Origin of the sequence: Caballeronia sp. LjRoot31 (assembly GCF_964253885.1) — a bacterium.
In the GTDB taxonomy this organism is placed as follows: Bacteria; Pseudomonadota; Gammaproteobacteria; order Burkholderiales; family Burkholderiaceae; genus Caballeronia.
In genome coordinates, this window is sequence record NZ_CAXURX020000001.1 from 1847737 (window position 1) to 1872444 (window position 24708).

Here is a 24708-nt window from a genome sequence, read left to right on the forward strand (position 1 = left end):
CGGTCTTGATCGAACTTATCAGCGAGTCCCGTTGCACGTCCTGCAATCGCTGCGTGGAGGTATGCCCGACAGGTGTTTTCGACGCAGTCGATGGCGCCATACCCGTCATCGCCCGGCCGGACCAATGTCAAACGTGCTTCATGTGCGAACTATATTGTCCCGTGGATGCCATGTATGTCGACCCGTGCGCCGACGGGCACGTCACGGTGTCAGAAGAAACGCTCATCGAACAGGGATTGATGGGCAGCTACGCGCGCGCCCTCGGCTGGAAAAAAGCGCGTGCTGGCGGAACAGAAAATGATCTGACGCATCGTCTGTTCGAGATCGGCGTGACTTGAAAATACGTATTGCCAGTATAGATTGCACCAAAATCGTCAAACACGTGGCGCTGATGTGATGGACGAATCCCTCCCTTTGGAGTTAGGCATAGGCCAAAGTAAATAGGTCGTGACTGCCACGGAAAAGGAGCGGTCATCACGAAGATCGCAACGGTCGGACGCTCAACGTTGAGACCGGCTTTTCCGGCATCTATTGGGTTCTTCTCTACCGGAGCGTATGCGCGACGGTGGTCCCGCCGGCTCTCACATAATGCCGTCTGGTGCGTTCGGTCGGCCTCACGGCAAAACGTTCGGCAAGGAGCGCTCGGGTCAGATTGAGCTGGCCGGCGCGTTCGGCCGCCGCAATCAGTGTCTGCGTAATGAGATCCCGCTGGGCATGGCTGCCGCCGACGCGTACCGCGTTATAACGCACGGGCAGGATGAGTTCGATCGCGCGGGCGTAGGCGCCTTCGGCGAAAGCGAGTACGCCGTCGATCAGCCGACGACCAACGTCGGCGGTAATGTCGCGGTTATCGCCCCGGCCGTCACGCGCGTAACGATCAAGGGAGCGGCGCAGGCGTTTGACGCCCAGCTGGTCGCCCGCCCGCGAGACAGCGAGCGCAATATGCAGATCGTTGAATACAAGCACATGATCGTCGACATGGGTCAACCATTGGGTGGCGAGCGGGCTCCAGCGGTCTCCAACATTGGCCCCCGCCAGTTCCAGTCGCCAGAGCAGAGCCGAAGCATCGACGAGATCGAGCAGGAAGTCACCGGCGAGCTTTGGTACAACGTGCTGATCGTAATCGGCCAACACTTCATCAAAACGCTCCTCCTCGATCAGGTAGAGCGCAAGATGCCAGCCGTTGTGGACGGCGAGCGCGTGGGCCCGGCGCCAGGCCGGGCGCGTAGCCTTGAGGAACACGATACCTTCAGTTTGCCGGCTTTCGGCCTCAAGTACGTGTGCGATCGCATGAATCGCCCAGCCGTCCCCGTCGTTGCGAGCGATTGCGGCGTGAGCGACTTCTTCCGCACGACGTAGTTCGCCCGCCTCCTCAAGGCCGAACGCATACTGTCCGAGGATATAACCGTAGTTTTCACCCTGCGGGTCCCATTCCGGTAGCACTCTCGCGATGGAATCCCGGATGCTGAGCGACTGACCGAGACAGAAATAACCGTCGTGCGCAAAGCGCAGTGCTAATGCATCGGTCGGGTAGTCGACCAGAATGCTTTCCCAGATATGGATCGCATTGGAGATTTCACCTGCGGCCAACGCCCGGGCAGCAGCGAAGTGGAGAACTTCGCGCGAGGTCGCGCCGGCGCTTGCGCGTTCGGCCGCGCCGAGGGCGGTGGTGACGAAAGGATGATCGCCACGAAATCCGCCCAGCAGGAACAGCGAAGCGATGACGCTACTGCCCAGACCGAAGCCAGGATCCTCGCCCACCGCACTTTGCAATCCGGTGACGGGATCGCCCTTCCAGCCGAAGTAGTCGGAGATGGCACAATCCAGCGCGATAGCAGATTCGTTCGACGCTGTCACCGGCAGGCCCTGGGCGTCCGCAGCCATCACCGTGTTCCCGGGTTGCGGCCGTGCGGCAGCCTTTGCCTTGCAGCGGCATAACAGCCTGCGTGCTGCCCATTACCCGATGTGACCAGTTGATTCGGTACGTTGGACGGTAGCATCATGGGCTGCGGTTGAGCAGGATCGACACGAGATGATGTAGATCGCCGCCAACGTATCCAGTGAAAATGGCCAGGAGCGACCCATCGGTTGCGCCCGCAATTTCCCTTTCGATGCACGCGAGAAGTGCAGCGAGCAGCAGCACGGTGGCTACCCGTCTAACGGACACGCAGTGCGGGTCCGATGGTATGGCGGCGTTTTCCGTGGCGTCATCGAGCGTTCGATGAGGGCGATATCCAAGTCCCTTCATGATTGTCGGCGGGTCGATTTGAACATTTTGAGTGTCCGCAATCGTGCGGCAGTGTCGAACTAACTTTTTCGCATATCGATAGCAGTGCGGCTTCTTTGCGGTGCGCGTACGTGTTTCGCTTCCGGCATGGACGGCCAGACGCTACCTGCCTACTTAACGCCTGCATAGTCCTAACGCTTTGATTGGTCACGACCCATCGCCGACAGCAATTCGGGTGCACCCTGTTCGGCAAAAACTGCGCGGCTGTTCGAGCGCGCTGCCATCGATATGCGCTCGCTCGAACAATCCAACCGCAGATATTTAGGTCTGACGCGCCGACGAGGTCTGGAATGTCTCAGCGGGCTTTGTCGCCTGCAATGGGGGGCGCAGGACGGGCGCGCTGGTTGTAAAGAATCTTGCGGCGCCGTTCCTGTTCCTCAGGTGTGACGCTGCTGGGATCTTCCGGCTCACCGGCCGTCACGGCCAAACCTCGTTGCACCGCTGGCCGTTCCGACAGTTCCGCGAACCAGCGTCTGAAGTAGGGGAATTCGTCCAGGTCGATGCCTTGTTGCTGCCAGGAAACCGTCCAGGGGTAGGACGCAATATCCGCAATCGTGTATTCGTCGCCGGCTAGGTAACGGCGATCATAGAGGCGGTTGTTCAACACCCCATAGAGGCGGTGGACTTCATCGTTGAATCTACGCTTGGCGTAAGTTTGGTCGCCCGCGCTCTCGGGAACCCTTGAGACGTGACCACGTTCGCCGAATTTTGGTCCCTGGTTGGCCATCTGCCAGAACACCCACTGCGTTACCTCATACTTGGCGTGAACATCCTGTTGGGGCCAAAAGCGGCCTTCTTTTTCAGCCAGATAGAAGAGAATGACTCCGGATTCGAATACGCTGACAGGGGAGCCATTGCGCTTCGGTTCAGTGTCGATGATGGCGGGCATTCGGTTGTTGGGGCTGATCGCGAGAAAATCAGGCTTGAACTGGTCGCCGCGGCCGATGTTCACCGGGACAATCGTGTATGGAACACCCAACTCCTCGAGGAGGATGGTCACTTTCTTGCCATTCGGGGTCGGCCAGTAATGGACTTCAATCACGAGGTTGCTTCCTTTTGATGATCTGCCGCAAACGGCACGATGCGTCCAACCGTTAATCGAAGAAGGCGATGGTGCGGAATTCAATGCTCTGCCGGAGCGGCGTGCCGGGCGGTGTCGTAGGATCCTCGAACCCGGTATGCGGCGCAAAGCGTGCGACCGATGGATCAGAGTCCCAGCATTTGATCAGCAGGGCTTCGTCCAATTGCAGATTCCGGATGTAAAGCCAGCGCTGCGCTGGGTTGAAGGCGACGCCGTAAGTCTCGCCCTTGCGTAGCGGAAAGATCAGGTCAGCGGCGATCAGGTCGTCCGGGTCGATGGTGCGCGCATCGCCGACAGCCAGGGGCCAGTCACGCGCCGGATAGGCAATCGGCCGCCAGACATTGATGATTGCGGCGCGTCGAGTAAGGAGCGCATCGGCTTGCTCGCCCATGATCTCGCGGACCCTCTTAGGACCCTCTTAGGACCCGACAGGATCGTCTGATCGACATGAACACGCTTGGCCGGCTGGCGTAGCGCGTCCGGGGTGCGATCGGCGGCGCCTTCCTGATGGCGGCGAAGCGTGTGGTCGAATACCACGACGCGCGATGCGCCAGTTATGTCCCTCACCAACTGCGCCGTCTCCGGATGACCGAGGGCGAGGGTCTGAGCCTCGTCCCAGAAACCCCGCACGACCGAAGCGCGCTGTACCACCGCAACGCCCTCGACGTCGAGGCTCAGACGGTCGGCAATAGGTCGTGCGTCTTCCACCTGAACCGCGTGCCCTCGGTATTCGCCCCGGGTTCGCGGTACACCTGCGGGCGGCTCTCCGGCATACGAGTAGGGCTTTTCACCCGTCCGCTCGGTGAACTCCAGATACGCTTGCACCGTACGAGTAGAGTCGGCGAGGTGATGTATCGAATTAGTGACAAGCTCAATCGGCATGACTCACCTGTGGCTGGCAAATGTCCCTATTCCAGATAGGCGCCGCGCGCTGCAGCGAATTGGATATTGTAGATCGTCAGGGATGTTCCTGGAACGACCAAATAGTTGATCGTTTAGCACTCGTTTAGCATAACGGTCCGGGATATAGCCCGGACCCACGCCCGTGGACGTCGCGCCGTGCTTGGTACTGGCGACGGATCCTTCGGCATCGGTCGAACCGATCGCTGCGCTTATCCCCATGGGAACGATCGAACCGCTGGAATCCCGTCGCGTTGGCTCTCGGGATGCGTTTCTTGTTGTAAGGAAGGTGGGACGTACAGAATAGCTTTACAAAGTACTACGCATAAAAATGACCGAGTGACGGAATGAGCGGCAGAGGCATGCCACATGCCATGCCGGCCGTCGTTAGCGTGACGGGATCCAAGGTAGCCACGTTTGACAACGTGCATGGTGAAACTTTCCACGACATACACCGTTTGCCTATAAGTATCTGTTTTACTTCTTTAGCCACAGCGGCCCTCTTTGCTACGATGATTTTGCGCTGACGCGCACTATCGCTAGCAGGCGGACGTTGGATGCAAATCGACGTTTCAAGGACGTCTGGATCCCGACACTAACCCGTTTGCGCCGTTTGTATGAGCGACTCATTAAGGGCGTTGTTGCAAAATTCGACGGTGCAGGCGGGCTTTCACCCGCGATCTTAAATTCATAAAATACGCACGGACTGCAGGCGTGCAAGTGTGACCATGCGGTTGACGATGCCACCACGGATGGCGATCTCCGTCGCTTGTGAACCAATGCAGCGCGCAGAAAGACAATTCCCCGTGAGCGTTTTGTACCGGTACATCGCATTTTCGATCAGCGAACGTCGGTGATAACCGCTGCGCTTCTTCCAATCGCCTTGGCCATCTCGCGCAATACCGTTGATCGCTTCATTTCGCCAGCTTGCTCCGGGCGTGCCCTCAGACCAAGGTTTCGCGCCCTCGAGTGGCGGAATGGAGGGCGTAGCACCGCGCCCGGCGATCACTTTGTGGCACTGCTTTGTATCGTATGCACCACCACCGCCTATCGTATCGATGGATTCATCGGCTGAGATCTGCGCCAACAAACCGGGCAATGCACTTGCTTAGTCGACGTCCTGATGCGTCATCAGCGCCGCACGTATCTGGCCCGTCTTCACGTCCAGCCCGAGATGGACCTTACGCCAGGTTCGCCGCTTGGAGTAGCCGTGCTTGCGCACCCTCCATTCGCCTTCGCCGTAGAGATTCACGCCGGTACTATCGACAACCAGATGAATCGGGTCGCCGCTCGACATTTCAGGTAACGTCACCTGTAATTCCTGTGCTCGGCGGCTTAGCGTCGTATAGTTGAGCACAGGCAGGTCCGCAATCGCAAGGTCACGAAGACTTTGCACAAAGCCCTGAGCGGCTCGAAGCGTCAAATGATAAACGTGCTTATTGATATTTCCGTAAAACATGACAACCAATTGGAGCCCGGGGCGTTATATCTTCAATGAACTGTTTGAGGGTATGAGGCATGGTCAAGAGGCTATCGGATGAGGCGACAAAGAAACGATTGCGTGCAGCGCGACTGCTGCTCAAGGGGAAAAAGCCTGCCGAAGTCGCACTCGAAGTGGGGGTGGCCCGGCAAACCGTGTACACGTGGAAGGCCTTGCTCGATGAAGGCGGGATCGAAGCGTTGCGTAGCGTGCCATCGAAGGGCCGTCCTGCCGGACTGGACGAGTCCCAGTTGGAAGGTTTGCGCCGAGCCATTCTGCAAAAGCCTACCGAGCACGGCTTTGGTACAGAGCTTTGGACGCTCAAGCGTGTGGGAGTGCTTATCGAACGGCTGTACGACGTCAAGTTCGGCCAAACGCAAATCTGGCGAATCCTGGGCGCCTTGGGCTTTAGCGTGCAAAAGCCTGAGAAGCGGGCCATCGAGCGCGACGAAGATGCAGTGCGCAGTTGGAAACGCAGTACGTGGCCGGCTCTCAAAAAAAAGCCCGTCGAGAAGGTCGACTGATTGTCTTTGTAGACGAGTCCGGAATCAGCGAGCGCCCTACGCGCGTGCGCACCTGGGCGCTCAAGGGTCAGACGCCGGTCATCCAATTTCACTTCAATTGGAATCACGTCTCGGTGATCGCCGGACTCACGCGCACCAACTGTTTGTTCAGATTGCACGAGGGCAGCATCCGCAAGGAAGAGATCGTCGAATTTCTCAAAGCACTCAAGGCCCATCTCAAGCAACCTCTGCTGGTCATCTGGGATGGTTTGAAGGCGCATCGCAGCCGCTTGGTGCGCGACTATCTTGATGCACTGAACGGGCACATCCAAATCGCCTTTCTTCCTCCCTATGCCCCGGACCTCAATCCGGTCGAATATCTGTGGGCATGGCTCAAGCGACACGCACTGGCCAACTACTGTCCTAACGATCTGAGCGAGTTGCAGTTCACCGCGCGCAACAAACTCAAGAGCGCTCAAAAGCGACCCTCGATCATTGCGGCGTGCTGGATGCAGGCTACGCTCTGGTAATGTCATGAATTATGGAAGTCTCAATAAGCGTTAGCACGGCCTGAATGATTGCGTCCGAGTAGACTTGCGGCCTGCCGCGCTTGAGCGCTCTCACTCCTGAAGGCGGGCTCGTCGATCCACATGGTCAAGCTGCCTCATGCGACACAGCCCTGCGTTGTACTCCGGCCAGTTCCTGACTCGATAGACGCCTTTAGGCTCACGGCTCTTGCGTTTGTCCTTGCGCATCTTCCCGCCAAATATCGAGAATCTACGCAGTTCCTCCACGAGTTAACAGAGGCAGCACCAAGACCGTTACCCGAACGTCACGCGCCGGACTGATCGCCAGATATATGCACAACGCCACATCAGATGCCGATAGCGGGGCAGCGGTAGGCACAGTGCGATCCGGTTAGCTGATCCGCAGATGTCTTATCTTGCCGATTAATGGCAAATGGTTCACTATTAGCTTGGTACTAAATTCAGATAGTAACGCGCGCGGAATGTTCGCAGATACATTATCGACTAGTTGAGACCGGACCTGCACGACATAGCCGGTGTATGCGGTCACCTATCTGTGGTCGTAATGGACGCGGTACTTCACGCTGAACGCAGCAATGCTGTTATAACGACGTGTTTTATCAACGAACGGAAGTCACGCTATTTGCCTCATCGCGCTAACTACGCTAGGTGATATACAAAACCTATAAGTGCGAAGCGCTAGCGATCTGGAAAACGTGAATGGACGCTGGTTCACTTCATTGACGATGCATCCACGCAAATCTAGCAATGGACATGACAGGCACGCGGCCGTGCAGGGTTTTTCAGCATGCTGGATCTAGACTAACGTTGAACGCCCTCATTCAGGCGATGCGTTGGTCTTTGCAATCACGGCATCGGCCTATCTGTCATGGTGGCGCACCGTTTATTGATAAGCAACTCGACAGGAGCTGCTGGCTATGCCTGCCTCAAGAGAGAAAACCAAACGACCTAGCCTTGCGACCCAATCGAGGCGAAAGAGAATTCTGTTTCTGCCAATGGAGCGGACGGCTGCGGACCAGTTGTCGTTGCAATTTCATATCGCCTTGGAAACACTGCGTCGCGGCCAAGGGGATTCGACCACTGCCCAGTGCCTGGTTCAAGTTATTTTACTGACAGGTTTCCTAGAAGAGGCCGGCTTCGGGCAAATCGAACGGGAGGTATTGGATCGAGGCGAGCGCGCTTTATCAGCTTTAATTCAAAGAGGTAAAGCGACGGGGGATTGGTTGATCGACGATCTTGCGATCGACAACCTGACCATCATCGTCAACGAGCATGATCGACAATTGCGGGAAACGCGGCTTCAGGCTGTTGTGCACGCTAGCGAGCGATTTAACAGGCTGATTGAGAAACGCAAAAACGGTTCGGATTCTTTTGAACTAAAGAGACCCGACAGTAAGTCCGACTAAAGCTTCAATGCGATTTCACCTGAGGGACCTGTCTGAGGGCAAGTGGCACGCCATATCTCAGCGACGTTCGGGAACCGCTACGTTTAGGCTGGGCGCGGGCGATGAGAGGGAAATATCATCGCGCCAGGGAAAGCCTGGGAAGGAGGATGTGAAAGCAGAAACCTTTCGTTGGAGTCCAGAGGATTCGACTCCCTCCCGGTAAAGGCTAACCACCAAACGGAAGCAACTCTTGCATGGAGGACGGTCACGTACTTCGTGAAGCGTAGGCAGCGGGTGCCGAAGCCGCGTGATTGAGTCTCGAAACACCTTTGTCGCTGGTGTTTTCGCCTTTGTTATAGCGGGGGAGTACTGTGTTGACCGTTAGGGCAAGGTCAGGTGCCGCTGCACGATCAACTTCATCTGGGTGGGTCTGACACTTCAAATTATTGACACCGAGCCGCCCTGCATACCGGTTTCAGAGTTCATTCTTGGCACGTAGATTTGCTTGTGTACCTTGGCCAGGGTTATACGCTCCGTAAACCAATTTCCCCGTGGGAATGTCGAGAGAAACAACCATTTGCGGTTCCTGCCGGGCCCTCCTTTGACGTTCTTGTCCGATTCAGAATGCCCTAGACGACGGGCCGGATGCACGAAGCTGACGTGGTGCCGGTCGTGCTGATGAGCAGGATATTCGTTTCAAGTCAGTTGCCCTATAAGAGGATCAGAAATAGGGATAAGAGAGGGGCTTCGGCGGTGCTACTGTTGAGTATCGCGGGCAGTATATAAGCTTCCGATCGCGAATGATCCCAGAGAGTGACCACCCCATGAACCTTCATTTTAAGCGAGCCAGACAATGAGCCAGACGATCTACGATGTTCCAGTGAAATCCATTGATGGTGCACCGCTAACACTGGAACGGTTCAAGAGGAAACTATTGCCGGTGGTGAACGTGGTTTCAAAACGCGGACTGACGCCTCGGTACGAAAGCCTGGAGAAGCTGCGCGGGGATGAGCGGGCAGAGGGGCTGGAAGTGTTAGGTTTCCCGGCGGATAACTTCAAGGGACAGGAGTCGGGTAGCGACGCGGAGATCCTGGCGTTCTACAACACGACCTACGACGTAAAGTTTCCGCTGTTTTCCAAAATATCCGTAGTTGGCACGGACTAGCATCCGTTGTACCGGACGCTGACGACCGCACAGCCGGATGCTACTGGCGATGGCACCTTTCGAGAGCGTCTCAAGGTTACGGGGTCGAGCCCAATCCGGTGCCCGACGTATTGTGGAATTCCTAGTGAAACGACGGTCGCGTGGTAGGGCGTTTCGCTCCTGACGTTACGGCAGAGGATGCTCGTTTGCTCGACACCATTCAGGCGGAGCTTGCGCGGACGTGATGCGCGATCAGCGTCGAAGTTGACTCGTTGCCTCAAGTTCCCAGCACCATGGCGCGACCGAATGAAGCCTTCCGCGGGTTGGCGTGGCGCTTTCGGCGATGTCGTCCAGAAGGGGAGAGCTTTACCTCCTTCTCCAGTAGCTGAGCAGGCAATTAGCAACTGGATAATGCTGGCAGGATGCCCGGAATATCGATGTCCACGTCGTTGACTCGGACGCGTCATGGCCTACTGATGTCGGTGCGAGATGGACCACCTTGCCGGAGAAATCCCGTCTGGCGATCTGACGCCATGTGCCCGGTCGGAGGGAAAGGCGGCGTTATCTGCGCCCGGAGCGGCCGCCACCGGATATTCGATAAAAGACGCACAGCACAACGCTACTGCCATCCAAAAGGAAACAGGCTTAAACCATCGCCACCTGACTTTGCAGGCTGCCCAATGACTATTAGCGTGCTGGCAGGTGTGGAATACCGATTTCACCCTCGTCGACCCAGACACTTCTAATGTCCAAGATGCCACGGTGAAAGCGGATCTCGCGGAGATTAGAAGCGCGAAGCACGCCCGTCAAAGCGCTTGCTAGCCGCACGACCGTGTAGGAATAACCCCCCAATGGCGCCGGGTACCTTTTTGACCACATATAGGTAGGTGCCTGATTTCGTAAGCGCTGTTTACTTGTCTCTGGACTGGACCCTGGCGAAGGCGTTTCGCGCGTGATGCGCTCCGTTGCTGCCGGGCCCAGTGGCGTCACGAGATACCTGATCATCGTGGCGCTGTCTACACAGTACAGCAAGCGACAGGCACCCGAAACGAACTAATTCTACGATGTTTATTATGCGGCATTGTCTGACTGCTTTTGAACGAATCGGTCAGGTACCGGCGACTCAGGATGACGGACGCCTCAGCGGCTTTCCGCGCGACAGCATCCTAAGTGCATGCCGTTCTGAACCGGCGACGCCTTAGCCCTTGCCAGACCACCGCGTTGTTGGCCGCATACAAGCGGCACAGCTTCATGCTTTGTTTCTCACCATTGGCCATCGAGACAGCCATGGAGTTGCCGCCACCATCAACATTGCCGATGCAGTGGGCCTTGGGGCTGCGATTGACTATGTGACGCGCGTGGGTATCGAGAATATCGGGCATTACGAACATGATCTGCTTGCTTATGCGACGAGCGTATTGCAGCCGGTGCCGGGTGTGCGGCTGATTGGTACAGCGAAAGGATAAGGCCAGCGTGTTGTCGTTTGTGCTGAAGGGCTATGAGACGGAAGAGGTCGGGCAGAACGAAGAGGGCATTGCAGTGCGTTCGGGGCATCACTGCGCGCAACCGATTCTCCGGCGCTTCGGAGTCGAGGCGACCGTGCGGCCGTCACTCGCTTTTTACAACACCTGCGATGAAGCTGATCAGATGGTTTCTGTGGTACGCCGGCTATCGTCGCGGCGTTGAAACAGCGAGTTGGGCTCGCACGGCCTCCGCATGGTCTCAATCGGGCGCGTGCCGTGCGACGTTCTTTTTAATTGTTGGGGCTATATTGCTGGTATCTCGAGGTGCGAGATATCAATTCGTTTCGCTTGGGCGCAAAACACCAGTGTGCTCAAGCGGACGTCGTAATGCGGACTTTTAAGAATCTTGCGCAACCTGAATCCTCAAACCGTTCTGGGTGTTCACCACTGGACGGACACGTTGTTCAGCTTAGCGAACGCATTCCTGGACCTCCCTCTGACTCTTGGAACTCATTCTTCATCGGCGTCGCGAGTTCAAAGTTCCGGCCGCCAGCACCAGAAAGATAAGAACGCCGATCGCCACTTGTTGCCAATAGAAGTTCCATCCGACAAGCAGCAGCCCGTTCGCTGCGAAGCCTAGCAGTAGCACCCCAATGAGCGTTCCCGGCACGTTCGGTCGATGAGACGACGAAAGCGTCGCTCCAATAAATGTTGCGCCGATCGCGTTGAGCAAATAGCCGTTTCCCGCTAACGGCACATAGGCCTTTACGTTCGACGAAAGGATCAACCCGACCGCCCCTGAGCTCACGGCGCTCAGTGCGAACGCGAGATACAACAACGCGCGCACCGGAAGGCCGGAATAGCGCGCCACGCCGGCCTGCACGCCGAGGACGGTAATGCCCCGGCCGTGACGCGAGCGCGCGAGCAGCAAGTGCAATACGCAGGCGAGAACCGCGACGAAATACAAAGGCAAGGCGATGCCGAACAAGCGGCCATGACCGAGCATCGAAAATGATTGAGGCAGCGTCTGGTTCAAAAGATAGATGGGCTGGCCACCATCGGTTGCGAGTTGCTGGATGCTCTGGCCTATGAACAGTGTGCCAAGCGTCGCGAGAAACGGCTCCACGCCGAATGACGCAATCAGTACGCCGTTGAACAGCCCCACTGCGAGTGCTGCGCCAAGTGCCGCAACACAGGCAAGCGGGATGCCGATGTTGTGTCCTGCAAGCGTGATGAACACGAGACTCGCAAGATCGACGGCCGTCCCGACAGAAAGATCGACCGCACCCAGCGACGCCACCACCGTCATGGCAAGCGCCACGATCGCCAGCGGCGCGACCGTGTTGAGCAGCACGCTGTCGATATTCGAAAGCGTTGCGAATGCGGGCGCAAATACAGCGAAAAATGCAATTGCCGCAGCAAACACAAAGACCAGCGCATACCGCGTCCAGCCCATGAAAGTGACGGCACGCCCGAAAGGGCGAAGGACGAGTTCACGCATGACTGCTTCTCTCAAGGTTGCGTCGCCGAAGCAGCGCCGTAAGCGAAACAACGAACAGGATCAACGCGCCTTCCACGCCGTTTATCCAGTAGCTGGATACGTTGTCCAGCTGGAAACCGTTCGCTACGAGCCCGAGAAACAGCACGCTTAGCCAGGTGCCTGCCATGGTTGGCACAAGCCGGCGCGAGAACACGACACCAAGAAGCACCGCAGCGATGACAGCAAGGAGATTTTCGCCGGAACCCGGTGCGCTGCCGCTCAGAAGCGCGGTGGAGGCGAGGGCGGCCACGCCGGCCGACAATCCGCACAAGACATAGCTTGCGGCAACGTAGCCGTCGGCGCGCAGTCCGGCTGCACGGGTCGCTGCGGGGTGGCTGCCGGACGCGTGAAGCCGCAGTCCGAAGCGCGTGAAATGGCCGAGCCACACGAACGCGAGGCCCACGCCGACAAACGCATACGATAACCACGGAATCGCGAAGGGCCCGTTATCGAGCAGAGCGGAAAGCGTCGGCCCTGTCGCGGAAACGGTCGAGTTCCGGGTGACGACCAGTTCCAGCCCCGCCACGATGTTCATGGCCGTGAGCGTCGCGAGCAGGGGCAGCATGCGCAATACGACCACCGCGAAAGCATTGAACAGGCCGACGGCGGTTCCGGCAAGTAAAGTCAGCGCGACCGCGGCCGCAGGCGCAAGACCATCGGCAAGCGATGTCGCGTACACGGCCGCACAAAACCCGAGGTTGGCCGCAATCGAAAGATCGATGCCACCTGCTATGCCGTTCACGCCTCCGCCCACCAGAACCAGCGTCAGCCCGAAGGCGAGCGTGCCGATGATGGCCGACTGCTGCATCACATTGGCGAAATTGCCGAGCGTGAAGAAAAGGGGCGAGCTTGTCGAAAACACGACCAGCACGATCACGAACGCGATAAGCGCGCCGCTTTGCAACCACCATTGCGGCAGCTTGAGCGCACCCGCGAAAGCGAACAGATTCCCGCGCGCCTGTTTGACTGGAAGATGACTCACGCTTGCACCGTTTGTTGATCGTGTTCGTGGACCGGCGCTCCGCTCGCCCAGCCCAGGATTTCCTGATGATTCGTTTCGTTCGATACCAGTTCCCGCACGAGCCGCCCACGCGCAAGGATCAGGATCCGGTCCGTGATGCCCTGCAGCTCGATGAGGTCGGTGGAGAACACCAACACGGCCGCGCCCTGTGCGGCAAGTTCATCGATCGTGCGATAGATCTCTGCTTTGGCACCGATGTCGACACCGACTGTGGGTTCGTCGAACAAATACAGGTTCGAATGCGTGCTGAGCCATTTCGCCAGCACCACCTTCTGCTGATTGCCACCGGAGAGCTGACGCGCGGGCGCATCCATTCCCGGCGCACGAATCTGCAAGCCGTCGATGCGCCGCTGCACCAGTTCCCTTTCACGGCGGCGATCGATCAATGCGTGCCGCACGAGACGCGTGAGACTCGCGAGCGAGATGTTCTCCCGCACCGGCAGGTCGAGCGCAATGCCGTGCGCGCGCCTGTCTTCCGGAACGAACGCAATGCCACGCTGCGCCGCATCGCGCGGATCGACAGGAACATACGGCTTGTTATCCAGTTCGATATGTCCCTGCACGCCCGCCTCCAGTCCGAACAGGCTTCGTACTACGGCTTTGCCTCCCGAACCCAGCAACCCCGTCACGCCGACAATCTCGCCACGGCGCACGTTGAAGCTCACGTCTTCGAAGCGCGCTGCAGCGCTCAACGCGCAAACGCGCAGCAGCGGCGCGCCGGGCTTGCGTGTCGATGCAGGGACGAGTGAAGCGGTGCTGCCGCCGATCATCGCGGCAACGAGTTGTTGCGGCGTTGATTCAGCCACCACAAACCTGCCGGCGTCGCGGCCATCGCGGAGAACCGTGACGACGTCGCAAAGAGACTCGATTTCGTCGAGATAATGCGAGACGTAGAGGATCGCGAGACCGCGATCGCGTAACCGCCGAATCGCGGCGAACAGTTGCTCCGCTTCATGCCGCGCGAGCGCTGCGGTAGGCTCGTCGAGGACCAGCACGCGCGGCTTGCTCAGGAGCGCGCGCGTGATCTGCACGACCTGTTGCTCGGCAACGCTTAACTCCGCGATAAGCCGGGACGGGTCGATGTGGACATCGAAATGTTCCTGCACGGCGGCGCGTGCGTAACGGCGCATGGCAGCCGCGTTGAGCACGGGCAGAAAGCCGAAGGTGTGTTCATTGCCGAGCAATAACGCCTCGGCCATGGTCAGGGTCGGCGCAAGCAGCCGGTCCTGGTGCACGATTTCAATGCCGAGCTGGCGCGCCCCGGCAGGCGTGCTGATCGAAACAATATTTCCGTCGAGAACGAGCTCGCCATCATCCGACCTGTGAATACCGCCGAGGATCTTGATCAGTGTGGATTTCCCCGCGCCGTTCTGACCAATCAGGCCATGAACCTGGCCGCGGGCAAGCGCAAGAGAGACGTTGTGCAAGGCGGGTATCCCGTCGAAACTCTTGGAGATGGCCCGCAGCGCAAGCACCTCGTCATGCTCATTTGCCATCGGCCTGGCCCAACGTCTTCTGCGCGTCCGCGGCATTTTCCTTCGTGACGATAATGGCCGGCACATACGTGGCAGGCGGCAACGACCGGTCGCCTGCAAGGTAACGCGCTACGTTGTCAACGGCGGTCTTCCCAATCAGATACGGTTGCTGCGCGACGACCGCCGCCGCGCTGGAATTGGGATTCTTCACAAGGGCCACTACGTCAGGGCTGCCATCGACCGCATAGGTCTTGACGTCCGTGCGATGCGCCGCGTCCACCGCCTGCGTTGCGCCGATCTGCGGAATGTCCCACGCAGCCCAGATCGCATGAACCGTGCCCTTCGGATACTTGTTGAGCAGCTGGCTGATCTGCGCGTAGGCATCCTGGACTGTGTTCGGCATTACGTCGCGCAGTTCCGGCTGAATGATCTTGATCTTCGGATACCACTTGAGAACCGCGCGCAACTCGTCATAACGCATGGCCACGACTGGCACGCCATAGAAGCCGTTGAACACGAGGATGTTGCCCTCGCCATGCAGGTCGTTCACCAGCTTGAGCGCCAACTGCTCGCCGATGTAGAAGTTATCCGATGTGGTGACGTTGATGCTCGAGGGGCTGGCGGTATCGACGGTGAAGAGGGGGATGCCGGCTGCACGGATCTTTTGCAGCCACGGTTCGAGTACCGAAGCCGTGCCGAGCTGTTCGATGATCGCATCGGGCTTCTGCGCAATCAGCGTCTGGATTTGCGCGATCTGCTGCGGGTCCTTGCGTCCGCCATCGAGTGCAATGGGCGTGCCGCCGAGACGCTTGACTTCATCGATTTGTCCTTGATATGCCTTCAGGTCCCAGTAATGGTCCGTGCCGGCTACGGTAATGCCGATACGCTTTCCCTTGAGCGACGGAATCTCTGCCGGCGCCGGCGCGGCGAACGCCGCACTTGCAAGCAGTCCCGCCAGCGAGCCGGCAAAGACTCGGACGAGCGACTTCCGCCATGTTGCAGACGCGACTCTTGGGTTTCTGAAGTGATTGTTCTGCATATCAAATGAGTCGAAATAAAAGATGGGATGGACTCGAAAGCTAGCACGGAGCAAGCACTTCCCTAAGTCATATTCCCGCTAAGCAATTACGCCTGAAAGTGGAAAGCAAATTCGCGCCACGCGGGACAACGTTCTCGTTAGGATTGTGGGAACTGGATCAATAAACTCACTACGGAACCCGAATGTCGCGGCTAATTTTCAATGCGTTTGTTATGAACACGCCCTCTCATTTATCTACGGGCATGTGGAGAAATCCGGGCGACACATCGCATCGCCATGACAGCCTGTCGCATTGGACCGAACTTGCGGCGCTGCTGGAGCGCGGGCGCTTCGACGCAATGTTCATGGCAGATACTTATGGCCTTTCCGACGTCTACGGCGGCTCGGCAGACGCGGCACTGCGAGGCGCCGTACAGGTTCCCTTGCATGATCCGCTGCTGGTGGTCAGCGCCATGGCGAATGCGACGCGCAACCTGTGCTTTGGCGTGACGTGTTCCACGAGTTACGAAGCGCCCTTTGCGCTCGCAAGACGGCTCTCCACGCTGGATCATCTGACGCAGGGACGTATTGGCTGGAACATCGTCACTTCAGCGTCGGACGGCGCCGCACGGAATTTCGGGCTTGAACAACAGCGCGATCACGCGAGCCGATACGAGCGCGCAGAGGAGTTTCTCGACGTCTGCTACAAGCTTTGGGAAGGCAGTTGGGAAGACGGCGCGCTGCTGCACGATACAGAGCGCGGCGTGTATGTCGATCCGGCGCGCGTGCATCGGATTGGACATCGTGGCGCACATTTTTCAGTCGACGGTCCGCATCTGGTGGAAGCGTCGCCGCAGAGAACGCCGCTGCTTTATCAGGCGGGCGCCTCGGCACAAGGGCGCGCATTTGCCTCGCGACACGCCGAATGCGTATTCGTCGGCGCACCTTCGAAGCAGGCGTTGAAACGGACGGTGGAAAAGCTGAGAAGCGCATTTTCCGATGCCGGCCGCAATCCACTGAGCGTCCCGATCATTGCAGAGCACACGGTGATCACCGCGCCGGACAGCGCGCGGGCCCATGAGAAACATGATGCGTACACACGCTACGCGTCGGAGGAAGGCGCGCTTGTATTGATGTCCGGGTGGACCGGGATCGACCTGTCCCGGCTTGAGCCTGACGCGCCGTTTGAACATCGCGAGAGCCACGCGATTCAGTCCGCGGTCGAAGCCATGAGCATGGCCGACCCCGGGCGCGTATGGTCCATCGCCGAGATTGCCAGATGGGGGACGATCGGCGGCCTGAGCCCGGTGACAGTCGGAGGACCTGGGGAAGTTGCCGATGCCTTGCAGGGTTGGGTGGCGGACACCGGCATCGACGGATTCAATCTTTCTTACGCGGTCATGGATGGGAGTTTCCGCGATTTCGTCGAGTTCATCGTTCCGGAATTGCAGGCGCGCGGCGTGTATCAGCGGGAGTACGCGCCCGGAACATTCCGCGAGAAGCTTTTTGCCGGTGGTGCGCGTTTGAGCGCGCCGCACCCTGCGACGGTTTACAGGCATTAGTCACGTCAGACTGCACAAAGACGTATTTGATTGGCATTGCGTTTCTGTCAAAGCGCCGTTTTAGATGCAGCGAAATCTCGAATTCACTATTAGCGGTTCCCGCGATCAGGCAAATTTACTCATAACAAAGACTTCGTTTGCTTTGAAAAACGGCGCTGATAGAGTTGCTGGCATTTCTATGTGAGCAGGGTGAGCCGCACGCTTTCATCCCGTTCTGGTTTTCTGCCTGCGCCCCACCAGAAGAGTCAATCAAGATGCAGCGTCCCCATGTCTAAAAGTGTTTCCGCGACGAACATCCCCAATACAACGTCGGTTAGCCGGTTGACCTCGCGTCGACGACGGCGGTTTATCGGCGGCCTGGGCATCAGCGCCTTTGCTGCGGCGCAGGCAAGCGCTTCAGAACTTCTGGCGCCGCTGAAAGTGGAACCCTGGTCCACCACGCCGGGTGCGCCGATTCTCGAGCACCCTTATGGTGTTCCATCGCCGTTTGAAAAGGACGTCGTGCGTCGCGCCGCGAAGGCATGGCCTTTGCCGGGCGCCGCTTCATCGATGACCCCGCTTGCCGACCTGCACGGATCGATCACACCGAACGGTCTGGTCTATGAACGTCATCATGCCGGCGTCCCGGAGATCGATCCGGCGCAGCATCGGCTGGCGGTTCATGGTCTGGTCGGTGCGCCCAAGCTCTTCACGATGGACGATATCTTGCGCCTGCCATCGGAATCACGGATTCATTTCATCGAATGCTCGGGCAATACCGGTGGCGAGTGGAACGGGCCAAGCGGCATGCCCGTACAACTGACGCACGGCCTGCTTTCCTGTTGCGAATGGACGGGCGTTCGATTGTCCACACTGCTCGACGAAGTAAACGGCGCGCAAGGTAACACCGGCTGGATTCTTGCCGAGGGGTCCGACGCGGCGGCGATGACGCGCAGTCTGCCGCTCGACCGGATCATCGACCGGGCGATGATCGCGTATGCGCAGAATGGCGAGCGGCTAAGGCCCGAGAATGGTTACCCCCTGCGCCTCATCGTGCCGGGCTTCGAGGGCAACACGCATGTCAAATGGCTGCGGCGGCTCAAGCTGGTCGACGCACCGCTCGAAACCCGCGAAGAAACCTCGAAGTACACCAATCTTCTCGCTGATGGCACCGCGCGTCAGTTCGTCTTCGAAATGGATGCCAAGTCGGTGATCACGAGGCCGTCGCCGGGCCACAAGCTGACGACGCACGGGTACTATCCGATCTCGGGGCTTGCGTGGTCCGGTCGCGGGACGATCCGGCGCGTGGAAGTATCGACGGATGGCGGCGCGAGCTGGCGTAATGCGCGCATGGAGACTTCGTCACGCGAGCGTGCCTTGACGCGCTTCGAAGCGGACTGGCAGTGGAACGGCGGCCCTGCCGCGATCCTGTCCCGCGCGACCGATTCAACCGGCTACGTTCAGCCGACTCGCGAAGCGCTTGTCAGCGCGCGTGGCCTTAATTCGCAGTATCACTACAACGCAATCCAGCAATGGCGAGTCGATACCAACGGGGACGTTCGCAATGCTTAGCTTATTTCGACTGGGCTTCATTCTCGCGATTGCAGGTTCTCCCATTCTGGCGAACGCTTCCCATCATGTCGGTACGCCGCTGACTCGGGAAGAGATCGCGCCCTGGGACATCGACGTGGGACCGGACGGACGCGGCCTTCCCGCAGGCAGTGGCGACGTCGCGATGGGCGCGCACGTCTTCGCATCGAAGTGTGCAGCGTGTCATGGCGCTGCGGGGCAGGGCCTGATCGGCGATGCACTGGTGGGTGGACGCGGCACGCTTGCCAGCGATAAACCGAAGCGCACGGTGGGAAGTTACTGGCCCTACGCGACCACGTTGTTCGACTACATCAGGCGGGCCATGCCATTCAATGCGCCGCAGTCGCTCTCGTCCGACGAGGTCTACGCGCTCAGCGCGTTTTTGTTGAACCAGAACGGCATCGTTCCACCCGGCACGACGCTCGACAAGGACTCGTTGCCAAAGGTGCGAATGCCTAACCGCGATGGCTTTGTACCCGATCCTCGTCCGGGCAAACTTTGAAGGCCACGTGTGCGGCTCGCTCTGCCTGAGTTAAAGCATGATCGCCGATCCACATTTTCGCCCCGGCAGGGCAAGCCGGCAGTTGCATGGCGACGCATTGTCCCCGCAATCCAGTGCAGAAATTTTTTGAATTGCGGGGCCGCATGAGGAGTGCATGATGAGTCTCGACATTTTCTGGTTTTTACCCACATCCGGCGATACGCGTTATCTCGGGGTCTCCGATTCGGGCCGCGCGCCAACCAATGCTTATATGCGCCAGATAGCCGTTGCCGCGGACGAGCTTGGCTACGATGGTCTGCTTATCCCGACTGGCAGCAGTTGTCTCGATCCCTGGGTGACGGCGGCCAGTCTCGCTCCGGTTACGCGTCGCATCAAACTGCTCGTCGCGCTGCGTACCTCGCTTGGCAATGTCACCGCTTCGGCGCGGCAGGCGGCCACGCTCGATGAGGCACTGGGCGGTCGTTTGCTGCTGAACGTGGTGCCGGGCGGCGATGCAACCGAGCTGGCCGCCGATGGTGTGTTTCTCGATCATGAACAGCGCTATGAATACGCGAACGAATTCCTGACCGTGTGGCGCAGCCTGTTCTCAGGAGAAGAAATTGACTTCGAGGGCATGCATGTGCGAGTTAAAGGCGCAAAGAACTTCCATGAGCCGGTTCAAAAGCCATATCCTCCGCTCTTTTTTGGCGGCTCGTCGCCGGCGGCACACGAAATTGCAGCGGAGCATGTCGATACATATCTGACGTGGGGCGAACTGCCCGCGGCGGTTGCCGCAAAGTTCGCCGATGTGCGGGAACGTGCTGCGCGTCGCGGACGCAAGCCGCGCTTTGGCGTGCGTCTGCATGTGATAGTCCGCGAAACCAACGATGAAGCGTGGGCAGCGGCGGATTCCCTGATCAGCAAACTCACCGACAAGGACATCGCGGACTCCCAGCAGAACTTCGCCAGGATGGATTCGGTTGGACAAAAGCGGATGGCCGAGCTGCATGGTGGCCAGCGCGACAAGCTGGAGATCAGCCCGAATCTGTGGGGCGGGCGTGGGCCTCGTACGCGGCGGCGCAGGCACGGCGCTGGTCGGCGACCCGCAAACAGTCGCCGAGCGTTTGCTTGAATACGTCGAGGCGGGCGCCGACAGTTTTGTGCTGTCGGGGTATCCGCATCTGGAAGAGGCGTATCGCTTCGCCGAACTGGTGTTTCCGCTATTGCCCGGCAAGAAACCGGTCACCACCATGCAGCGCCAGACCGGCGGCGCGTTCGACGTTCGCGCCGTGAGTAGCAAGCAATAGCATCGGCTTCCATATGAGACATCGAAAGACCCCCTGATCGGCCAGCGCCGACGCCATCAAACCTGTCCGATGCGCCACTGCCCCGGCGGCAGCTTGCCGTTGACCGCGAAGTCGCCCACGATCCTGTCCTTGTAGACGCGCGGATTATGCGAGGTGATGGTCCGCGCGTTACGCCAGTATCGATCGAGCCCGGCAGATCGAAGCGTCGCCGATGCACCCAGCGCATCGAAAGCGTCCGTCGTCGCGTCCAGCACCAGTTGCGATACGACCGTCTGCGCCTGCCAGATCTCGAGTTCGGCCTGCGTGACTGCGAGCAGCGCGTCATCCGTCGTTTCACCGGAGAACGCTGCGGCCCGCTCCAGTGCTACGGCCGCCAGCCGGACGATCGCACCCGCCGAATACGCGTTCGCGCGCAACCGCCCGGCAATTTCGAGCAGTTGCGGATCGTTTGCCGGCAATGGCGCCGCGGCGTGACTGTAGCCGCGCTTGCGCGTGGCCAGCGCGGCCGCGACATCGGACGCCAGCGCGCGTCCGATTCCCGCCAGCGTCGCAAGATGCACCAGCTGGTAGAACGCCTCCGAATAGGCAAACGGCGGACCGTCGGCCACGATTTCGTTTTCGTCCACCGGCACATCGATAAACCGGCTGGTTCCGCTCGCCGTCAGGCGTTGTCCCATACCGTCCCAGTCGTCCAGCACTTCGACGCCCCGCGCCTTGCGGTCGATCGTGACGGACACCGGCGCGCCCTGCGCGTCAGAAGCGCCGACATGAATCCAGTTTGCGTAGAGCGAACCCGTCGTATAGAACTTGGTGCCGTTCAGACGCCAGCCGTTTTCGCCTTGGCTCAGCACCGTCGAAAAGTTCGCTTGCTTCGCGTCGCCGGTCTCCGACCATGCAGCGCCGACGATCTGCCCCTCGGCGAGGCGGTTCAGCCAGACATCGCGGCGCGCCGGCGGTTTCGCCAACGCATGTTCCACGAAACCGAAATGAGCGCGCAGCGCTTGCGTGAGATTTGAATCGGCCTCGGAAAGTTCGACGAGCAGCGCGAACAGTTCGGGCAATGTCACGCCGTTCGCATCGCTCCAATGCGGCACGCGCAAGGCCGTAAAGCCGGCTCGCCGCAGCCATTCGATTTCTTCGACGGGCAAGCGCCGCTCGATCTCGCGCTCGACACTGCCCGCGCGGATGCGCGCGAACACCGGTCGAAAGCGTGCGGCGAGCGCGTCATATCCCGGGGTAGGGCCTGCGCCCCAATGATGCGCAATGGCATCGGAGGGCAAGGTGGAACGATCAGTTGGCATGGTCTTGTGTGTGCTCAGGCGGATGGTGTGGAGGGCGCCCATGGGCGCAGACGGCGAGCGGGATGGCGATCCGGCAGATAGGGACCGTCGCGGAACAGCTTTTCTCGCAGCGTGCCCTGGGCATACTCCGTCTGCATCAAGCCGCGTCGTTGCAATACCGGTACGACGTGGTCGACGAACTCGCTCCACCAGCCAAGCGTGGTGACGGGCACTACGTTGAAGCCCGCGACGCCCGCGGCCGCCCATCGCTCGACCTCGTCGGCGATCTGCTCCGGCGTGCCCGCGAACTGTGCGGAGATGGTCTTGCGCAATACGTCCGCGAATGTCACGACGCCATCGGGCGCTGCGTCGATCAATGCATGGATCTTGCCTCGGGTGCCGTTCTGTTCCCGCAGTTTCGTCAGTGGCGTTGCCGGATCGATCGTGGTCAGGTCGACCCCTATGCTGCCACTCCAGAACGCGGCAAGCGCCTCCAGGCTGAACGATTCCAGGATCTCCGCGCGTCGTGCTTTCGCTTCAGCTTCCGTGCTGCCAATAACCGGCGCCAGCATCACAATGGCGCGAATGTCCTTCGGATCGCGGCCGGCCTGCGCCGTGCGCCGCCGCAGGTCGGCAATATCGGCGGCGGCGGTTTCCGGCGTGGTCGCCGGCAGGAAAGTCAGCTCGGCATGCCGCGCGGCGAAGCGGCGTCCGGCCTCGGACGAGCCTGCCTGAAACAGGACTGGCGTGCGTTGCGGCGAGGTCTGAACGATATGCGGCCCGGCGACACGGTAGCGCTCGCCGTGATGATTGATCGCATGCAAGCGCGCGGGATCGACGAACACGCCGCTTGCGGGATCGGTGACGAGGGCGTTGTCTTCCCAGCTTGCTTCCCACAGCTTGTACACCACTTCTGCGTATTCTTCGGCCCACACATAACGGTCGTCGTGCTTCGGAAGGCCATCGAGCCCGTAGTTGCGCGCAGTGTTGTCGAGATAGGATGTGACGATGTTCCAGGCAACCCGTCCTTCGCTCAGATGATCGAGCGTCGAGAGTTTGCGCGCGAAGCTGAACGGATGCTCCTGAATCACCGAACTCGTCACCGCAAAGCCAATGTTCCGTGTCGCCGCCGCAAGCGCCGATACCAGCGCGGCCGGGTCATGAGACGGAAACTGCATGCCGGTTCGCACGGCTTGCTGCCAGCTTCCGTCGGACGTTTCGTAGATGCCCGCGACGTCGGCAAGAAACACGACATCGAAGAAACCTCGTTCGGCGGTCTGCGCAAGTTCTATCCACGGCTGCAACTTGTAGAAGTCCAGTTGATGCGCGCCTGAAGGATGCCGCCACAGGCCGTGGCTGTGATGGTTGGGTGTGACGTGCGCGAACGCGTTGAAAATCAGCGGCCGGGGCGTGCGGGATGATGTGCTCATTTTCCGGTGGCCTCCGCGATCTGCTGCGCGGTCCACGGCTTGACCGCCGTTTTCTGCCACGCGCTGTATGGCACGGGGTCATCGACCACTTCGTGGCCGTTCTGGACGTGACCCGCAAAGGCCCAAATGTTCTCCTGACGCGGCATGCCGTCGACCGGCGCGACGGCGGTGAAGTCGATCGGATGGAGCACGTCCGTAGTGAAGTTCTTGTCCCGCGAGACGTAGTCGCGGAAGCTGTCGACAGTCACGACCGGCAACTTGCGGGCAATCTGCGCGAAGGTCCAGACGGCCAGCCAGTCGGTGGTCGTGGTGCCGTCGGTCGGGCCTTTCACGTCGTGATGCGGATCGTAACGGGCGAGTTGTCTTTCATACTCGGCCCACGTCGGGAAGCGCTTTGCGTCCTCGCCTTTCTCCAGCGCCAGGGAATTCGCAAACGGCGCCTTGCTCAACGCCGCAATGGTGGCGTCCTCGATCACGTTGTTGCTGCTGACAAATGGAATTGTCAGACCCTGCTGCGCGGCCGCCTCGACCAGCAGCGTCTGCTGTTCGGGCGGGTAAAGCATGCCGCCCCAGACGTCCGGATGCAGCTCCTTGATCTTCGCGATGTACGGCGCGAAGTCAGTCGTCGAAGGCGGCACTTCGATGATCGTCACATCCGTCACGCCTGCCTGCGCGTAGCCGAATTTGGCGGTGTTCTGATAGATCGTGTTGCCGAGCATGGACACGTAGACAGCGCGTTTGGCGCCAAAGCGTTTTGCGCCGAGATACGTGCCTTGTGCCGCGCCTGCGCCGTTGAGCGCGGTGATGAAGGACAGCGGATTGCGAACGTCCGATGGATCGCTGCCCATCGGAAACCAGGCCGCCATGTTTTTCGCGCGCAGGATCTTGTCGACGCCGTTTGCGCTGCGCCCGCCGATCAGGGTGATCGCGCCTTTGTCGGCCAGACGCCGCGCGCAGGCGAGACTCGCAGCGGGTTGGCCCTTGGTGTCGCAAATCTCGACGACCAGCTTGCGGCCGTTGATCCCGCCCTGATCGTTCACCGCTTGCGCGGCGATGGTCGCAACACGGCCAGGGTCGGTTACGGCGAACGGCGAACCGCTTTGCGCGATGATGAAGCCAACGAGGACAGGGCTTTTATCGTCGGCTTGGGCTGCCGTGGCGGCGAAGCCGAGCAGGGCGAGCAGCAGTGTCGCTGCGGACGAAATGGATCGTGGGGACATAGGCCAGTTGAAGA

18 protein-coding genes and 4 pseudogenes are annotated in these 24708 nt (G+C 59.6%); 9 read left to right on the top strand and 13 right to left on the bottom strand.

The annotated features are described in order from the left end of the window. Positions 1–5: 5 nt before the first annotated feature. The gene (locus tag ACSQ8V_RS08165; protein ID WP_436181546.1) at positions 6–338 is read left to right on the top strand and encodes a 4Fe-4S binding protein; all 333 of its coding nucleotides are present in this window, start codon (positions 6–8) and stop codon (positions 336–338) included. 205 nt (positions 339–543) lie between these two features. On the opposite strand, the gene ACSQ8V_RS08170 is transcribed toward ACSQ8V_RS08165, so the two are convergent. The 6 genes and pseudogenes from ACSQ8V_RS08170 to ACSQ8V_RS08195 all read right to left on the bottom strand — a co-directional run. Further along, positions 544–1884, bottom strand: a complete 1341-nt coding sequence (locus ACSQ8V_RS08170) for a tetratricopeptide repeat protein (protein ID WP_436181547.1) — start codon at positions 1882–1884, stop codon at positions 544–546. Positions 1885–1999: 115 nt separating this feature from the next. Next, positions 2000–2248, bottom strand: coding sequence for a hypothetical protein (locus ACSQ8V_RS08175; protein WP_436205406.1), 249 nt, complete (start codon positions 2246–2248; stop codon positions 2000–2002). A 334-nt stretch (positions 2249–2582) separates the two neighbouring features. Beyond that, a complete protein-coding gene (locus tag ACSQ8V_RS08180) occupies positions 2583–3329 on the bottom strand; it encodes a glutathione S-transferase family protein (protein WP_436205407.1) in 747 nt (248 codons plus the stop codon). A gap of 52 nt (positions 3330–3381) precedes the next feature. Beyond that, entirely contained in the window at positions 3382–3759 is a 378-nt protein-coding gene (locus tag ACSQ8V_RS08185) for a CmcJ/NvfI family oxidoreductase (protein ID WP_436205408.1), read from the bottom strand. Positions 3760–3785: 26 nt separating this feature from the next. Then, positions 3786–4250, bottom strand: a pseudogene (locus ACSQ8V_RS08190) (CmcJ/NvfI family oxidoreductase); the annotation flags it as partial. A gap of 706 nt (positions 4251–4956) precedes the next feature. Then, positions 4957–5706: pseudogene (locus tag ACSQ8V_RS08195) on the bottom strand (IS5 family transposase); the annotation flags it as partial. 80 nt (positions 5707–5786) lie between these two features. Between ACSQ8V_RS08195 and ACSQ8V_RS08200 the strand changes: the two are divergent. The 4 genes and pseudogenes from ACSQ8V_RS08200 to ACSQ8V_RS08215 all read left to right on the top strand — a co-directional run. Beyond that, a protein-coding gene (locus tag ACSQ8V_RS08200) for an IS630 family transposase (protein WP_436181551.1) occupies positions 5787–6781 on the top strand; the annotation gives its coding sequence in 2 pieces (ribosomal slippage) (positions 5787–6252 and positions 6252–6781; 996 coding nt in all). Positions 6782–7716: 935 nt separating this feature from the next. Next, positions 7717–8205 carry a hypothetical protein gene (locus ACSQ8V_RS08205; RefSeq protein ID WP_436181552.1) on the top strand — a complete coding sequence of 163 codons (489 nt, stop codon included), beginning with the start codon at positions 7717–7719 and terminating at the stop codon, positions 8203–8205. 832 nt (positions 8206–9037) lie between these two features. Next, positions 9038–9349 carry a hypothetical protein gene (locus ACSQ8V_RS08210; protein ID WP_436181553.1) on the top strand — a complete coding sequence of 104 codons (312 nt, stop codon included), beginning with the start codon at positions 9038–9040 and terminating at the stop codon, positions 9347–9349. Positions 9350–10623: 1274 nt separating this feature from the next. Then, positions 10624–11014: pseudogene (locus ACSQ8V_RS08215) on the top strand (aminotransferase class V-fold PLP-dependent enzyme); the annotation flags it as partial. A 294-nt stretch (positions 11015–11308) separates the two neighbouring features. Here the strand turns inward: ACSQ8V_RS08215 and ACSQ8V_RS08220 are convergent. The 4 genes from ACSQ8V_RS08220 to ACSQ8V_RS08235 are packed head-to-tail and all read right to left on the bottom strand — an operon-like array spanning position 11309 to position 15866. Continuing rightward, complete coding sequence (locus ACSQ8V_RS08220; RefSeq protein ID WP_436181554.1) at positions 11309–12292, bottom strand: ABC transporter permease; 984 nt, start codon at positions 12290–12292, stop codon at positions 11309–11311. Beyond that, on the bottom strand, positions 12285–13277 hold the full coding sequence (locus ACSQ8V_RS08225) for an ABC transporter permease (RefSeq protein ID WP_436206618.1): 993 nt from the start codon (positions 13275–13277) through the stop codon (positions 12285–12287). Before ACSQ8V_RS08225 ends, ACSQ8V_RS08220 begins: the two co-directional genes overlap by 8 nt. A 32-nt stretch (positions 13278–13309) precedes the next feature. Beyond that, the gene (locus tag ACSQ8V_RS08230; RefSeq protein WP_436181555.1) at positions 13310–14848 is read right to left on the bottom strand and encodes a sugar ABC transporter ATP-binding protein; all 1539 of its coding nucleotides are present in this window, start codon (positions 14846–14848) and stop codon (positions 13310–13312) included. After that, a complete protein-coding gene (locus ACSQ8V_RS08235; RefSeq protein WP_436181556.1) occupies positions 14838–15866 on the bottom strand; it encodes a sugar ABC transporter substrate-binding protein in 1029 nt (342 codons plus the stop codon). Before ACSQ8V_RS08235 ends, ACSQ8V_RS08230 begins: the two co-directional genes overlap by 11 nt. Before the next feature lie 182 nt (positions 15867–16048). Here ACSQ8V_RS08235 and ACSQ8V_RS08240 point away from each other — a divergent pair, with 182 nt between their 5' ends. From ACSQ8V_RS08240 to ssuD, 4 genes and pseudogenes are all read left to right on the top strand, one after another. Next, the gene (locus tag ACSQ8V_RS08240) at positions 16049–17407 is read left to right on the top strand and encodes an LLM class flavin-dependent oxidoreductase (RefSeq protein ID WP_436181557.1); all 1359 of its coding nucleotides are present in this window, start codon (positions 16049–16051) and stop codon (positions 17405–17407) included. 267 nt (positions 17408–17674) lie between these two features. Beyond that, positions 17675–18958, top strand: coding sequence for a sulfite dehydrogenase (soxC, locus tag ACSQ8V_RS08245; protein ID WP_436205409.1), 1284 nt, complete (start codon positions 17675–17677; stop codon positions 18956–18958). Continuing rightward, positions 18951–19478, top strand: coding sequence for a c-type cytochrome (locus tag ACSQ8V_RS08250; protein ID WP_436205410.1), 528 nt, complete (start codon positions 18951–18953; stop codon positions 19476–19478). The genes soxC and ACSQ8V_RS08250 overlap by 8 nt, the downstream gene beginning before the upstream one ends. Before the next feature lie 157 nt (positions 19479–19635). Then, positions 19636–20764 (top strand): annotated as a pseudogene (ssuD, locus tag ACSQ8V_RS08255) (FMNH2-dependent alkanesulfonate monooxygenase). A 56-nt stretch (positions 20765–20820) separates the two neighbouring features. On the opposite strand, the gene ACSQ8V_RS08260 reads toward ssuD, so the two are convergent. The 3 genes from ACSQ8V_RS08260 to ACSQ8V_RS08270 are packed head-to-tail and all read right to left on the bottom strand — an operon-like array spanning position 20821 to position 24694. Further along, complete coding sequence (locus ACSQ8V_RS08260) at positions 20821–22065, bottom strand: monooxygenase (protein WP_436205411.1); 1245 nt, start codon at positions 22063–22065, stop codon at positions 20821–20823. A gap of 14 nt (positions 22066–22079) precedes the next feature. After that, positions 22080–23474 carry an LLM class flavin-dependent oxidoreductase gene (locus ACSQ8V_RS08265; protein WP_436181562.1) on the bottom strand — a complete coding sequence of 465 codons (1395 nt, stop codon included), beginning with the start codon at positions 23472–23474 and terminating at the stop codon, positions 22080–22082. Beyond that, the gene (locus ACSQ8V_RS08270; protein WP_436205412.1) at positions 23471–24694 is read right to left on the bottom strand and encodes an ABC transporter substrate-binding protein; all 1224 of its coding nucleotides are present in this window, start codon (positions 24692–24694) and stop codon (positions 23471–23473) included. The genes ACSQ8V_RS08265 and ACSQ8V_RS08270 overlap by 4 nt, the downstream gene beginning before the upstream one ends. Positions 24695–24708: the final 14 nt, after the last annotated feature.